Annotated in this window: 16 protein-coding genes; 9 read left to right on the forward strand and 7 right to left on the reverse strand. The window is 69.6% G+C overall.

Annotated features, from left to right (window positions below):
• Nucleotides 1-125 precede the first annotated feature (125 nt).
• The 3 genes from AB0D18_RS02605 (at nucleotide 126) to AB0D18_RS02615 (ending at nucleotide 1,515) form a co-directional block, all read left to right on the forward strand.
• Entirely contained in the window at nucleotides 126-617 is a 492-nt protein-coding gene (locus AB0D18_RS02605) for a hypothetical protein (protein WP_362411492.1), read from the forward strand.
• Between the two features lie 160 nt (nucleotides 618-777).
• Nucleotides 778-939 (forward strand): hypothetical protein, encoded by a 162-nt coding sequence (locus AB0D18_RS02610; RefSeq protein ID WP_362411495.1) that lies wholly within the window; start codon nucleotides 778-780, stop codon nucleotides 937-939.
• A 93-nt stretch (nucleotides 940-1,032) separates the two neighbouring features.
• On the forward strand, nucleotides 1,033-1,515 hold the full coding sequence (locus AB0D18_RS02615) for a hypothetical protein (RefSeq protein WP_362411498.1): 483 nt from the start codon (nucleotides 1,033-1,035) through the stop codon (nucleotides 1,513-1,515).
• Between the two features lie 216 nt (nucleotides 1,516-1,731).
• Here AB0D18_RS02615 and AB0D18_RS02620 read toward each other — a convergent pair whose 3' ends face one another.
• Together AB0D18_RS02620 and AB0D18_RS02625 are read right to left on the reverse strand one after the other, a co-directional pair.
• Nucleotides 1,732-1,965 (reverse strand): helix-turn-helix transcriptional regulator, encoded by a 234-nt coding sequence (locus tag AB0D18_RS02620; RefSeq protein WP_362411501.1) that lies wholly within the window; start codon nucleotides 1,963-1,965, stop codon nucleotides 1,732-1,734.
• 587 nt (nucleotides 1,966-2,552) lie between these two features.
• Nucleotides 2,553-3,632, reverse strand: coding sequence for a LacI family DNA-binding transcriptional regulator (locus AB0D18_RS02625; protein WP_362411504.1), 1,080 nt, complete (start codon nucleotides 3,630-3,632; stop codon nucleotides 2,553-2,555).
• Between the two features lie 185 nt (nucleotides 3,633-3,817).
• Between AB0D18_RS02625 and AB0D18_RS02630 the strand changes: the two genes are divergently transcribed.
• The 4 genes from AB0D18_RS02630 to AB0D18_RS02645 all read left to right on the forward strand — a co-directional run bounded on the left by AB0D18_RS02630 (nucleotide 3,818) and on the right by AB0D18_RS02645 (nucleotide 8,751).
• Nucleotides 3,818-5,209 carry an ABC transporter substrate-binding protein gene (locus AB0D18_RS02630; RefSeq protein WP_362411507.1) on the forward strand — a complete coding sequence of 464 codons (1,392 nt, stop codon included), beginning with the start codon at nucleotides 3,818-3,820 and terminating at the stop codon, nucleotides 5,207-5,209.
• 124 nt (nucleotides 5,210-5,333) lie between these two features.
• Nucleotides 5,334-6,359, forward strand: coding sequence for a sugar ABC transporter permease (locus AB0D18_RS02635; RefSeq protein WP_362412130.1), 1,026 nt, complete (start codon nucleotides 5,334-5,336; stop codon nucleotides 6,357-6,359).
• On the forward strand, nucleotides 6,356-7,264 hold the full coding sequence (locus AB0D18_RS02640) for a carbohydrate ABC transporter permease (protein ID WP_362411510.1): 909 nt from the start codon (nucleotides 6,356-6,358) through the stop codon (nucleotides 7,262-7,264). Before AB0D18_RS02635 ends, AB0D18_RS02640 begins: the two co-directional genes overlap by 4 nt.
• A gap of 62 nt (nucleotides 7,265-7,326) precedes the next feature.
• Nucleotides 7,327-8,751: a GH1 family beta-glucosidase gene (locus tag AB0D18_RS02645; RefSeq protein WP_362411513.1), complete on the forward strand. Its 1,425-nt coding sequence runs from the start codon at nucleotides 7,327-7,329 to the stop codon at nucleotides 8,749-8,751.
• Nucleotides 8,752-8,780: 29 nt separating this feature from the next.
• On the opposite strand, the gene AB0D18_RS02650 is transcribed toward AB0D18_RS02645, so the two are convergent.
• Nucleotides 8,781-9,668, reverse strand: a complete 888-nt coding sequence (locus AB0D18_RS02650) for a hypothetical protein (protein ID WP_362411516.1) — start codon at nucleotides 9,666-9,668, stop codon at nucleotides 8,781-8,783.
• Nucleotides 9,669-9,858: 190 nt separating this feature from the next.
• On the opposite strand from AB0D18_RS02650, the gene AB0D18_RS02655 reads away from it, so the two are divergent.
• Nucleotides 9,859-10,305 (forward strand): SRPBCC family protein, encoded by a 447-nt coding sequence (locus tag AB0D18_RS02655; protein WP_362411519.1) that lies wholly within the window; start codon nucleotides 9,859-9,861, stop codon nucleotides 10,303-10,305.
• Between the two features lie 20 nt (nucleotides 10,306-10,325).
• Here the strand turns inward: AB0D18_RS02655 and AB0D18_RS02660 are convergent, their stop codons facing one another.
• The 4 genes from AB0D18_RS02660 to AB0D18_RS02675 form a co-directional block, all read right to left on the reverse strand.
• Nucleotides 10,326-10,577, reverse strand: a complete 252-nt coding sequence (locus AB0D18_RS02660; RefSeq protein WP_362411522.1) for a hypothetical protein — start codon at nucleotides 10,575-10,577, stop codon at nucleotides 10,326-10,328.
• On the reverse strand, nucleotides 10,570-10,932 hold the full coding sequence (locus tag AB0D18_RS02665) for a hypothetical protein (RefSeq protein WP_362411525.1): 363 nt from the start codon (nucleotides 10,930-10,932) through the stop codon (nucleotides 10,570-10,572). The genes AB0D18_RS02660 and AB0D18_RS02665 overlap by 8 nt, the downstream gene beginning before the upstream one ends.
• Before the next feature lie 238 nt (nucleotides 10,933-11,170).
• Nucleotides 11,171-12,583 (reverse strand): HAMP domain-containing sensor histidine kinase, encoded by a 1,413-nt coding sequence (locus AB0D18_RS02670; RefSeq protein WP_362411528.1) that lies wholly within the window; start codon nucleotides 12,581-12,583, stop codon nucleotides 11,171-11,173.
• On the reverse strand, nucleotides 12,580-13,293 hold the full coding sequence (locus AB0D18_RS02675) for a response regulator transcription factor (RefSeq protein ID WP_362411531.1): 714 nt from the start codon (nucleotides 13,291-13,293) through the stop codon (nucleotides 12,580-12,582). The genes AB0D18_RS02670 and AB0D18_RS02675 overlap by 4 nt, the downstream gene beginning before the upstream one ends.
• Nucleotides 13,294-13,371: 78 nt before the next feature.
• Here AB0D18_RS02675 and AB0D18_RS02680 point away from each other — a divergent pair, with 78 nt between their 5' ends.
• Nucleotides 13,372-13,914: a hypothetical protein gene (locus AB0D18_RS02680; protein ID WP_362411534.1), complete on the forward strand. Its 543-nt coding sequence runs from the start codon at nucleotides 13,372-13,374 to the stop codon at nucleotides 13,912-13,914.

The following is a 13,914-nucleotide window of genomic DNA, read 5'->3' on the forward strand; positions in this document are numbered from 1 at the left end:
TGCGTGTCTTACACACGGTAGCCACGGTGAGGCGTTCCCGTCCCGAAAATGTCCTCTGGAATGTCCGCCAAAGCGCCCTGTGATCCGGCCTCGTCTTGGCACCTGGAGTGAGGTGTCCTTCAAGCATGAAGTCGACTGGTCAGACAGAGTGCAGGTCATCAGCGACCGCCGCCACGGAATGGCTTGCCCACGCGCACAGCGTTCCCCCTCAAGCACGGGCGGAGTGGGCGGACCAGCGGCTCGCCATGCTCCCGCTCGGTAAGCGCTTCGACGCGGTCCGGATCCCGGCCGATGTCCTGCACGCGGCGCTGATCACCCCCCACCCTGCAGCCGAGGGCCCGCTGCTGGAGCAGCTGCTCGGCGGGCCGGTGATCCAGGACGACGAGCGGTGGGTCTACCCGCTCGTCCCCCTTGGTGGGGCTGTCCGCTGGCGGTCCCGCGCGGCCGCCTACCTGGGGCACGGGTCCTGGCTGGGTGTGCCGCAGGTCGACCAGCTCGCGCCGCCGGGCGCTTACTGGGTGGTGCCGATGTGCGAGCCCGGACGTCTCTGTGCCCTGGCGCGGGTGGCCGAGCTGGTCGAGGTCGGCGCCGCACGACTGGGGCGGGGGGTGTCGTGATGGTGCAGGCCCAAAGGTCCGCGAGGACGTACAAGACACCCGAGTGCCGGTGCGATGAGCACGCGATGTGTGCCGGGCCGAAGGAGGTTCGCCTCGGGACCCAACAGTCGTACGAGCGACCGGTGATGACCCTGCGCTGCGACTGCGGGTGTCACCGACGATGACGTACTGCTTCCACGGCGACCGGTCCCACTCGTTCCCGGTCGAGGACGAGTCGGGCGCGTACTGCGCGGAGCACGGGGTGACGCTCCTGTGGAACGGCGGCCCCATCACCGCCGACGACCTCACCCCTGCGGCTACCCCGGACGAGCCCGAGGAGTAGCCCCACCAGCACCCGCCCCCGCCGCCTGAGTCCCTGCAAGGTCGGCGGCCGGGGCGGGCCTCATGCACCACCCACCGAAATGGGAGGCACCACATGAGTACCACCACCGAGCGACCTGCGACCAGAGACGCCCGCGCCCTCATGGGCGATCACTGGCCGAGCATCGTGCGGACCATCCTCGACGCCAATCCGGGCATGCCCGAGGAGATGGCGGGCCGCATCGCTGCGGATGGCGTCGCGTTCGTCGTAGCCTGCGCGCAGAATCCGGGCGTAGGGCTGGCGCCGTCGCGGATCGTGGACGAGGGATGGCACGCACTGATCCTCCACACGCAGGCGTACGCCGACCTGTGCGACCGTTTCGGCGGCTTCGTGCACCACTTCCCGGGCCCGGACCCCACGCACTACGACCCGCTGATCCTCGACCGGACCCGGCAGGCAATCGCCAGCCTCGGCTTCAATGTCGACGGCGAGCTGTGGTCCGCGCCGACGGATGACCTGCTGGTGTCCGTCGCAGCGCAGTGCCAGCACGCCCCGTCCTGCACCATCCGACCGATGCCCAAGCCCGAGTGGCCGTAGCCTCGGCGAGGAGTGAAAGGACCACCCGTCATGACGGAATGGATCGATCCGAGGTACGCGGCGATGGTCGAGGAGTGGAGGCGCGCGCAGGAGCCTGAGTCGCGTACGCCTGAGTCTCCCCGCCCTGTGCGCGGTTTCCTCGTCCCTGGTGGAGAGCAGCCCGAGTAGCTCGGGCGCGCAGTGAACCCGGCGGCCCGCCGTGGGTGGGTCGCCGGCCTACCGGACAAGGTCGGCGAGCGGGACCCCGATCGCGTCGGCGATGAGGAGCAGCGAGTCGAGGCGGGCGGCGCTGTGGCCCTGCTCGATGCGGTTGATGTTGTTCCGCTCGATCCCCGTGCGCAGGCCGACCTGTTCCTGAGTGAGGCCGGCGGCGCGGCGGGCGACACGAATGTGTTCGCCGATGGCCCGGCGTCGGGTGAGTACCCAGTCGGGCCGTTCGGTGGGTGGCACCCTCCAATGCCATCGACCTCATGATCAAAAGTCTGTAGCGTTTACAGCACTTTCCTCGATCTGTGAATAGGTCAATCAGTTCTTCACTCTTCAGAGTGGCGGTGTGGATGGCCCCCGCGAAAGCGGATAGGAGCACCTGACCCCCACTCTCTCGACTACCTCCTCGGAACTGCTCCCCAGGCGTCCGGCGAGGTGCACTGTGCCCCCGACCTGATCAGGTCGGGGGCACAGTTGCGTTCTGCGGTTGGGCCCCTTTGCACTCACCCCGGGAGGGGTGGGGTGGTGTCAGTAGGGAGGTGTTCCCGTGAGAACAGATCATGTCTTGCGGCGGCTCCTCGTGGCTCTGACTGGTATCGAACTACGCCCGTATGTCCCGGTATTCGGCATCATCGCAGGTCAAGAATGGGTCACGAATCTGGTTCAAGTCCCGTCACTCACCCTGTGAGACCAAGGCCCCGGTTCGAAAGAACCGGGGCCTTGGTCGTTTTACGAGGCCTTACGGGCCCCCTGCGGGGCCGGCGCCCGCGGAGTGATCTGCCTCACTCCGGGACGGGACCCGCCCCGGCGCCCCGTCCCGTGCGTACCCGCTACGAGGACGCCCTCGGCACCAGTTTCGTGGGGAGCATCAGCTGCGGCTGGGGCGGGCGGGCGGTGCCCACCGGGAGGGTGGGGCGGGCTATTTCGGCGAGGAGGGTGTGCGCCATCACGCGGCCCATCTCCTCGATGGGCTGGCGGACGCTGGTGAGCGGCGGGTCCATGTGGCGGGCGATGGAGGAGTCGTCGAAGCCGACCAGGGCGATGTCCTCGGGGACCCGGATGCCGCGGGCCCGCAGCACCTGGCGGGCGCCGGAGGCCATGACGTCCGAGGCCACGAACACCGCGTCGGGGGCGGGGACTTGGGCAAGGAGCCTCTCCATGGCGGCCCGGCCGCCCTCCTCTGTGAAGTCGGCGCGGGCGATGAGGGCCTCGTCGACGGGCAGGCCCGCTTCGGCGAGGCCGTCGCGGTAGCCCGCGAGCCGGCACTGGGCGCCGTAGATGTCCAGGCGTCCGGTGATGGTCGCTATCCGGCGCCGGCCGCGCCCGGCGAGGTGGGCGACTGCCTGCCGGGCGCCGGAGACGTTGTCGGCGTCCACCCACGGGAGGGGCTCGTCGGCGGAGCGGCGGCCGCTGATGACGGCGGGGATGCCCAAGTCGGTCAGCAGGTCGGGGAGCGGGTCGTCGGCGCTGAGGGAGACGACGAGGACGCCGTCGACGCGGTGGCCCGCCAGGTAGTTCGCGAACCTGCCGCGCTCGCGGTCGTTGCCGACGATGGTCAGCAGGAGCTGCATGTCGGTATCTGCGAGGGCGGCGCCGACACCGCGCAGGATGTCCGAGAAGTACGGCTCGACGAAGAAGCGGTGTTCGGCCTCGGGGACGACGAGGGCTATCGCGTCCGTGCGGTTGGCGGCCAGTGCGCGGGCCGCCCGGTTGGGCACGTAGCCGAGTTCGGCGACCGCCTCCTCGACGGCGGCTCTCGTACGGTCACTGACCCGGGGCGAGCCGTTGACCACCCGGGACACCGTGCCCCGGCCGACACCTGCGCGTGCGGCCACCTCTTCGAGGGTGGGGCGGCCTGCGCCGCGTCCGCCGCGGGCGACCCTTGGGCCACCCGTTTCCCGTATCGCCATTGAACCGACCCCTCCCAGCACGTCCGCGCGTCGTACGACCGCTCATCGCCTTCGTACACACGTTTATGACGCCAAGTCTCGCTGTCCGGTGCCTTGACACCCCCGCGGGGAGCCGCGAACCTTCAACACATCACACATGGGAGCGCTCCCACCGTACCTGACCCATCGGGCTTCAGGAGGACGCTATGCAGATCTTCGCTGTGCGCAGGACCAGCTCCAGGCCCAGTTCCAGGGCCAGTTCCAGGCCCAGTTCCAGGGCCGCAATCGCTCTTTCCGCAACCGCCGCACTGCTGGGCGGCGCACTGCTCTCCGGCTGTGCCGCGGACGACTCCCCAGCCGGCAGCGACGCGGGCACGGGCAACACCGCCGCCGCAGGACAGAAGGGGAAGACCGTTCTGCGGATCGGTGTCTTCGGGGCCTTCGGCATGAAGGAGGCCGGGCTCTTCGACGCGTATATGAAGGCCCACCCGGACGTCTCCATCGAGCAGAACTCGATCGAGCGCAACGAGAACTACTACCCCCAGCTGCTGAACCACCTGACCAGCGGCAGCGGTCTGTCCGACATCCAGGCCGTCGAGGTGAACAACATCGCCGAGATCACGGCCACCCAGTCCGCCAGGCTGATGGACCTGGGGAAGGTCGCGGGGGTGCAGAAGGACGCGTTCCTGCCGTGGAAGTGGGCGCAGGGGACGAGCAAGGACGGCAAGACGGTCGGGCTCGGGACGGATGTCGGGCCGACCGGCATCTGCTACCGGAAGGACCTGTTCCAGAAGGCCGGGCTGCCGACCGACCGGGAGGCGGTCGGGAAGCTGTGGGCCGGCGACTGGAAGAAGTACCTGGACGTAGGCAAGCAGTACAAGGCGAAGGCTCCCGACGGGACGAAGTTCCTGGATTCCGCTTCCGGTCTGCTGGCCGCGGTGATGGGCGGCAACGAGAAGCGGTTCTACGACACCGACGGGAAGGTCATCTACAAGACCAACCCTGCGGTGAAGGAGGCCTGGGACATCGCGGCGGAGTCGGCGACGGCCGGGCTGACCGCCAAGCACCAGCAGTTCCAGAAGGGCTGGGACCAGGGCTTCGCCAACGGCCAGTTCGCGACCGTGTCCTGCCCGCCGTGGATGCTCGGCTACATCCAGGACAAGGCCGGTGACGCGGGCAAGGGCAAGTGGGACGTGGCGGCCGCGCCGAAGCCCAGCAACTGGGGCGGTGCGTTCCTGACCGTTCCCGAGGCCGGGAAGAACAAGGCGGAGGCCGCGAAGCTGGCCGCCTGGCTGACCGCTCCGGCCCAGCAGGCCACCCTGTTCGCCAAGCGCGGCAGCTTCCCGAGCGCCCAGACGGCCTACGCCGACCCGGTGGTGTCCAAGGCGAAGCACGCGTACTTCGGAGGTGCCCCCATCGGGGAGATCTTCTCGCAGGCCGCGAAGGGGGTGCCGGTGCAGATCCTCGGCCCGAAGGACCTCGTCATCAACACCAATATGGCGGACGTCGGCATGCTTCAGGTCGACCAGAAGGGCCGCTCGCCCGAGGATGGCTGGAACGCAGCGGTGAAGGCGATCGACAACGCCCTGGACCAGTGAGCGGGACCGGGCACGGGTTCGGGACCGGCCACGGGTTCGGGACAGGCCACGGGTTCGGGACCGGCCACGGGACCGGCCGCGGTGACGTCCACGGTGTCGGGAACGGTGACGGCTGATGAGCAGTGTGAGCAGTGAGTCCGTGCCCGCCCCGCCCCCCGCCCCCGAGGAGGGGGCCGGGGGCGGGGCCCTGCGGGCCGGAGAGCGGCAGCCGGCCGGTACGGCGTCCAAGTGGCGCAGCCGCCGCTACCGCTGGGACATGCGGTTCAGCCCGTACGCGTACGTGGCGCCGTTCTTCCTCTTCTTCCTCGCCTTCGGGCTCTTCCCGCTCCTCTACACCGGCTGGGCGTCCCTCCACCAGGTGGAGCTGACCGCGCCGACCGACATGAGCTGGGTGGGCCTGAGGAACTTCAGCCGGCTGATGAGCGACGAGTTCTTCTGGAACTCGTTGCGCAACACCGTCACCATCGGCATCCTCTCCACCGTTCCGCAGCTCGCGATCGCCCTGGGCATCGCGCACCTCCTCAACTTCAAGCTGCGCGGTTCGGCCTTCTTCCGGGTCGCCGTCCTCACCCCGTACGCCACGTCGGTGGCGGCGGCGACCCTCGTCTTCGTGCTCCTCTTCGGACGCGACTACGGAATGATCAACTGGGCGCTCGGCCTGGTCGGCATCGACTCGGTCGACTGGCAGAACGGCACCTGGACCTCGCAGCTCGCCGTCTCCACGATCGTCGTCTGGCGCTGGACCGGCTACAACGCACTGATCTACCTGGCCGCCATGCAGGCCATCCCGCACGACCTGTACGAGTCGGCGGAGCTGGACGGCGCGTCGCGCTGGCAGCAGTTCCGCCACGTCACGATCCCGTCGCTGCGTCCGACGATCCTCTTCACGGTGATCGTCTCGACGATCGGCGCGACCCAGCTGTTCGGCGAACCGATGCTCTTCAGCGGGAGCGCGGGCGCGACGGGCGGCTCGGAGCACCAGTTCCAGACGCTGGGCCTGTACCTGTACGAGCAGGGCTGGGTGAACCTGCACCTGGGACGGGCGTCGGCCATCGCCTGGACGATGTTCCTGATCCTGCTGCTGATCGGCCTGGTCAACTGGCTGATCTCGCGCCGGCTGCTCAAGAGCGAGGAGGGCTCCCGGTCATGAGCGCGACGACGGTACGAGACGTACGGAAGCCGGAGCACGAGGTAGCGAAGGCCGGGCGCCCGCGCGGTGTCCGGCGGGCCGGACGGCAGCGGCACGGCGGGCGGCTCACGTACGCCATCCTGATCGTGTTCACGGTCGGCTCGCTCTTCCCGCTGGTGTGGACGGCGATCGCCGCGTCCCGCAACAACACCCGGCTGGCCCAGACCCCGCCCCCCTTCTGGTTCGGCGGGAACCTCGTCAAGAACCTGGGCATCGCGTGGACCGACGCCAACATGGGGACGGCGCTGCTCAACACGACGGTGGTGGCGGGGACGGTGGCCGCGGGCACGGTCCTCTTCTCCACCTTCGCCGGGTTCGCCTTCGCCAAACTGCGGTTCCGGTTCAAGAACATGCTGCTCCTGCTGGTCATCGGGACGATGATGGTGCCGCCCCAACTCAGCGTCGTACCGCTCTACATGATGGTCGCGAAGCTGCAGTGGACCGACCAGCTGCAGTCCGTGATCCTGCCGACGCTGGTGGGCGCCTTCGGCGTCTTCTTCATGCGGCAGTACCTGATCGAGGCGCTGCCCACCGAGCTGATCGAGGCGGCCCGGATGGACGGGGCGAGCAGCATCCGGGTGCTGTGGCACATCGTCTTCCCGGCGGCGCGGCCCGCGATGGCGGTCCTCGGCATGCTGACCTTCGTCATGGCCTGGAACGACTTCTTCTGGCCGATCATCGCCCTCACCCAGAACGGCAGCCCGACCGTGCAGGTCGCACTGACCGGACTCGGCCGCGGCTACATCCCCGACCAGGCGGTGATCATGGCGGGCGCCTTCCTGGGCACGCTGCCGCTGCTGATCGCCTTCGTCGTCTTCGGCAAGCAGATCGTCGGGGGAATCATGCAGGGCGCGGTCAAGGGCTGAGCCTTCCCGCTCCGCTCTGCTGACTCTTCATCACTTCACTTATCCGATACGGGAGTTGACGCATGCCTTCGGCGAACTTTCCGCCCGCCCGCTTTCCGAGTGACTTCCTGTGGGGCTCCGCGACCGCCGCCTACCAGGTCGAGGGCGCGGTGCGCGAGGACGGTCGTACGCCGTCCATCTGGGACACCTACAGCCACACGCCCGGCCGTACCGAGAACGGCGACACGGGGGACGTGGCCTGCGACCACTACCACCGCAGGGCCGCCGACGTGGCGCTGATGGCGGACCTGAACCTGACCGCGTACCGCTTCTCCGTCTCCTGGCCGCGCGTCCAGCCGACCGGCCGGGGGCCTGCCGTACAGCGCGGCCTGGACTTCTACCGCGCTCTGGCCGACGACCTCCTCGACCGCAACATCACCCCCTCCCTCACGCTCTACCACTGGGACCTGCCCCAGGAGTTGGAGGACGCGGGCGGCTGGCCGGCCCGCGATACGGCATACCGGTTCGCCGAGTACGCGGGGCTGGTCGCGGAGGCGCTCGGCGACCGCGTCGAGCTGTGGACCACCCTCAACGAGCCCTGGTGCAGCGCTTTTCTGGGGTACGGGTCGGGGGTGCACGCCCCGGGCCGGACCGACCCGGTGGCCGCGCTGCGCGCCGCCCATCACCTGAACCTCGCGCACGGGCTCGGCACACAGGCGCTGCGCGCGGCCCTCCCGGCCAGGGCCCGTATCGGCATCAGTCTCAACCCCAGCGTCGTACGTCCCCTGACCCCTTCGCCACAGGACACGGACGCGGCCCGCCGCATCGACGCGCTCGCCAACCGGGTCTTCACCGGCCCGCTCCTCCAAGGCGCCTACCCCGCCGACCTGTTGGCGGACACGGCCGCACTCACCGACTGGTCGTTCGTCGAGCCGGGCGACGAGGCCACCGCCCACCAGCGCCTCGACATGCTAGGCATCAACTACTACACCCCGGCGGTCGTCTCGCACGCACCGGACACCACCGCCCCGCGCTCGGACGGCCACGGCGCCAGCAACCACTCCCCCTGGCCGGCCGCCGACACCGTCGCCTTCCACCAACCGCCGGGCGAGCGTACGGAGATGGGCTGGTCGGTCGACCCGTCCGGGCTGTACGAACTGCTGGTGCGGTACGGGCGCGAGGCCCCGGGCGTGCCTCTCTACATCACCGAGAACGGCGCCGCCTACGACGACAAACCGGGCGCGGACGGCACGGTCCACGACCCCGAACGGATCGCCTACCTGCACGCCCATCTGACCGCCGTCCAGCGGGCGATGGAGGTCGGAGCGGACGTGCGCGGGTACTTCCTGTGGTCCCTCATGGACAACTTCGAGTGGTCCTACGGCTACAGCAAGCGCTTCGGCGCGGTGCATGTGGACTTCGCGACGCAGGTCCGGACGCCGAAGTCGAGCGGAAGGTGGTACGCGGAGGTGGCCCGGACGGGCATACTGCCCGGCCCTCCGGCCTGAACCGCCGTACCACCTCTACCGTCACTTCGTCAGGCCTTCGTGTTGGCCCCCTGGCCCGTCTTGCCCGTCATGTCGGCGGTCTCGGCGGCCGGCGGGGCCTTCGCGTCGACCTTCGTGCCGAAGTCGGACAGCTCGAAGACCGTCCGGACCTTGACCTTCTTCGGAGTGCTGGAGCCCGCGCCGGTGCCCTGGGGGGCGGAGAGCGTCATGTCGACCTGCTGGCGGCGCAGCCGGCCGTCCTCGTCGAGCCAGATGTCCATGGGCATCGTCGGGCCGATCTGCTTCTTGAGCTGCTCGCCGTTGGCGAGCTTGGCGACCTCGACGGTCACCCGGTAGCGGGTGGTGTCGTCCCCGCCCACCTGCTCTTCGCCGAGCTTCTTGACATCCTTGTCGTTGATGCCCTTGAGGTAGGCGGTGTTGTCGGCGGGGTTGGCCGCCTGCGCGTTGCCGCCCTGCTGCTGCGCGGCCTTCTTGAGGTCGATCTTGACCCAGGGCTTGTTGCCGGGGACGCCGGAGCGCTGCTTGGGCGGGAGCTTCTGGTACAGCACCTGGTCGACGATGCGCTGTTCCATCTTCTCGCCCTCGGCGGACAGGTTCATGGTGCTGTTGCCGCCGACGAGGTCGATGGCTCCCTCGCCGTCCACGGCGACGGACTTGCCGTCGGCACTGGTCCGGGTACGGATCACCATGCGGGCGGTCTTCGCCTCGGTGGTCTTCTGGTTCACGTTGCGCACGGCCACCGCGCCGTCGTCACCCTCCGCCCCGGGCGTCTTCGCCGCTCCCGCCGCCGGGGACTTGTCCGCCGTGTGGTCGTCCTTGCTTCCGGCGTCGCTTCCGCAGCCGCTCAGAGTCGTACAGGCAAGTACTCCGGCAACACCGATGGCAGCGACACGAAGACCGCTCGTGAGACGCAACATGTGAAATCCCTCCGTATACATGGATGTTCATGGACTTCCCGTGTACGACACAGCCACGTGTGCCCCGGGTCGTTCGGATTACGCCCAGGTAATTGCGCAGGGGTATTCGGGTAGGCGGCCGATGACAGCAACTCGCGGACACGTCATCCGCTGGGCAAGGCCGCGCGAGGCCGCAAGGAGGATCCGCACCATGTCGTCTTCGATCGTCGAGACCATTGACGTCAACGCCCCCGTGGCGGACAGCTGGGCACTGTGGAGCGATGCCACGCAGTGGCCCAGGTTCCTGTCGCACGTCGAGCGGGTGGACCCGATCGACGCCCACACCTTCACCTGGTGGCTGAGGTTGCCGGGTGCGAACAAGTCCTTCACGGCCGAATTGACAGAGGTGGTGGCGGAGGACCGCATCGCATGGAGGACAACGGCGGGCGTACAGCACGCGGGCGTGGTCACCTTCCACCGGCTGAGCGACACGACGAGCCGGGTCGCGCTGCAGATCGAGTACGAGCCGCACGGATTCGTGGAGTACCTGGGGGCGTTGACCAACCTGGACAAGACGCTGGCCAATTACGACTTGGGCCAGTTCAAGAGGGTGGTGGAGGACACGGCAGCACATCACCTCACGGTGCGAGGGGGCTGAGGCGCTCGGGCGGGCGCGGGCTACGAGAGCCAGGTCACCTGGACGACGACGATCCGCTCCGAGCGCACGTCCGTGAGGTAACCGAGCATGAGGCGGCCGCGACTCTCGTACCGCACGCCAGGGCCCGGACCGGTGTAGGCAGCCCCCTCCAGAAAGACCATGGAGTCACGTACGGCGATCTGCTCGGCCAGGTGCGTCACCTCGGCCAGCGCCTCCGGGGACAGGCCGTCGAAGAGGTCGCCCCGAAATCCCTCCCAGCGCCAGTCAGCCACCGGCCGTCACCTCGCGGTGTGCCGCGCGCACGATGTCCCCGGCCTCCAGGATCGCCCGCGCACGTACATCGGGGTCCTCGCTGTCCACATTGCGCTCGGCAGCATGCAGCCGCCGGGCGGTCTCGGGGTGCCTTTCGATCTCCACCACGGCCCCCCACCGCAGGTAGAAGAGCCGGATGGGCAGGACGCTGTCCTCTTCGCCCGCCTGCACGAAGACCTGCTGCATGTCCTCGAAGAACTCGGTCAGGCGGCCCGGCGCGACGGTCGCGACGGCCTGTCGCAGTGCGGGGAGGGTGAGCGGAGGCATCGGAATGACCGGCCCGTCGTGGGGATGTTCCGTGTGCTGCGCGGTCATTGCCCGGCCTTCCGCTCGTGGATTGATTTCCCCCGGCTCGCGGCCAGAATAGCCGCGCGTCCGACTGGCGCACGCGGAGACCGTTCCATTACTCATAGTCACTATCCGTCGAATCGATACCCCCGCTCGAAACCCCGCCCCAGCTCGCACCAGGTCGCCTTGCCCGGCCCCGGACCGTGCGTGCAGACGCCCCAGGCGTCGGCGCTGTACGAGATGAGAGGACGGAGCACGCCCCTCCCTACAGTTCGGCCGTCTTCCGCGAGGCGGAGCGCCGGCTGCGCACCACCCTGTGCCCCCGCTTCCCCGTCCGCGTCGTACGCCCCCCGTGCAGGGCCAGCCAGATGCGGATCTCCGTGCCGCCCAGCACCGAGTGGCCGATGCGGACGTCGCCGCCCGTCGACTCCGCGACTCGGCGGACGATGTCCAGGCCGAGGCCGGTCGAGCCTGCGTGTTCGCCGCTGTTGCCGCGGGTGAGGGCTGCCTCCGGGTCGGCGATGCCGGGGCCTGCGTCGGAGACCAGGACGATCACCGCGTCCTCGCCGTTGTGCACGTCCAGGGAGAAGGGCGTGCCCTCCGGGGTGTGGCGGAAGACGTTGCCGAGCAGGGCGTCCAGGGCCGCTGCGAATTCGGCGCGGCCCACCGGTATCCGGACCGGCCGGTCGACGCCCGCGAGGCGGACCTCGCGGCCCTCGTCCTCCGCCAGTGCCGACCAGAATTCCATGCGTTCGCGTACGACCTCTGAGGCGTCGCACCCGGCGCCGGGGCCCGGGACGGGCTGGGTCTGCGGGCGTTGTTCGCGTGCCGTGCGGATGATCGTGTCGACCTCGCGCTCCAGCTGTTCCACGGCCGCCCGTGTCTGGTCGGCGGCCGGGCCGTCCCCGAGCGAGGCGGCGTTGAGGCGCAGGACCGTGAGGGGGGTGCGCAGGCGGTGGGAGAGGTCTGCGGCCAATTCCCGTTCGTTGGCGAGGAGTTGGACGACCTGGTCGGCCATCGAGTTGAAGGCGACGGCGGCGGACTTGAGTTCGGTGGGGCCCTCCTCGGGGACCCGTGCGCCCAGCTTTCCCTCGCCCAGGTCCTGGGCCGCGCCCGCCAGGCGCTGGGCCGGCTGGACCATCCGTACGCCAAGACGGTCGGCGACCGCGACCGAGCCGACGATCAGCGCGAGCCCGACCCCCGCCAGGACGAGCCACGCCGTCGCGACTCCGTTGCTGACGTCCTCCTCCGGGACGAAGACCTCGACGATCGCGATGTCGCCGCTCGCGAGTGCCGTCGGCTGGAGCAGGACCGAGCCGCCGGGGGCCTTCGCCGTGTACGCGCGGCCGATCCGCTGGGTCGCCTCCACGTCCTCGACCGATGCCCGGCGGATGCCGATCTCCTGCGCCTGCCCGGCGCCTGAGGGCTCACCGGAGGCGGGGATGTGGATCGCCATCCAGCCCTTGCTGCCGGGTTCGGTGATCGCCAGCGCGCGTTCGAGCTGTTCGCGGTCGGTGGTGATGGAGAGGGTGGGGCCGATGGAGGCCGCCTGGCGTTCCGCACCGGAGAACGCCCGGTCCCCGGCCATCTCCCGGATGACCAGACCGAGCGGCACCGCGAAGGCCACCACGACCATCGCCGTGACGGCCAGGCACACCTTGACGAGGGCCCACCTCATGCGAAGGGGCCGGGCGGTTCGGAGAGTGGGGGTTCGAGCTTCACTCCGACACCCCGAAGGGTGTGCAGATAGCGGGGGTTGGCGGCGGTTTCACCCAATTTGCGGCGGAGCCACGACAGATGCACATCAATAGTCTGGTCGTCGCCATAGCTCTGCTGCCAGACCTCGGCAAGGAGTTCCTTGCGCGCCACGACGACGCCGGGCCGCCCCGCGAGGAAGGTCAGCAGGTCGAACTCGCGCCGCGTGAGGTCGAGTCGGGTTCCGTCCAGCTCCGCCTGCCGGCGCAGCGGATCGATGGCGAGCCCGCCCACCCTGATGACCCGCGACGGCGGCTCCGCCCCCGCCGAGGCACGCGACCTGCGCAGCACGGCGGCCATCCGGGCCGACAGGTGCTCCACCGAGAAGGGCTTCGTCAGGTAGTCGTCGGCGCCGTCGTTCAGCAGCCGTACGATCTCCGCCTCGTCGTCCCGCGCCGTCGCGATGATCACCGGTACGTCGGTGATTCCGCGCAGCATCTTGAGCGCTTCGGCCCCGTCCAGATCGGGCAGACCGAGGTCCAGGACGACCACGTCGAAGCGGAAATGAGCGACCTCGCGCAACGCCTCCAGGGCCGTCCCGACGCTCCGCACGGTGTGGGAGGCCTCGGTCAGGTGCCGGATGAGGGCGGAGCGTACGAACTGGTCGTCCTCGACCACGAGCACACTTGCCATGGAACGGCACCGTACGCCATTCGGCGCACACCCATCCCCCGGGGACAGCGGTGGTGCGCGTGGTGCAGGATGGCCCGGATGCGACGAGGACTCATACATGCCGGGGCGTGGCTGCTGGCCACCGGCGCCGCGGTCACCTTCTCGTGGTGGGGCGTCCACACCGTGATGGCGGGCACGGCGTACGACCCGCCGCGCGCCCTGCCCATCCCCGGCTCGCCGCCGGAGCCCAGCGCCGCCGCACAGGCGTCCCGCCCGCAGTCCTCCTCGACGCACCGGCCGTCGCAGTCGCAGTCCCCGTCGGCGAAGAAGCCCGCGTCCCCCGCCCCCGGCCGCCGCGCCCCCTCCTCCGCGCCGCCCGCCACCGGGCCCCGTAAGCCCTCCCGGCCGCCCGAACCGCCCAGCACCCTGAAGTCGGTCAACACGGAGGCGGGCCGGGTGGTGTTCTCGATGGGGAAGGACTCGGCGACCCTGGTGTCCGCGACACCCGCTTCGGGGTGGGCGATGCAGGTGTGGAAGGACCCCTCCTGGATCCGGGTGGAGTTCACGGCGGGCGCGGCCAAGCTGTCGGTCTTCTGCACCTGGCACGACCACGCACCGATGGTCGAGATCATCAAGTCCTGA

Origin of the sequence: Streptomyces sp. NPDC048442, assembly GCF_040651475.1 — a bacterium.
In the GTDB taxonomy this organism is placed as follows: Bacteria; Actinomycetota; Actinomycetes; order Streptomycetales; family Streptomycetaceae; genus Streptomyces.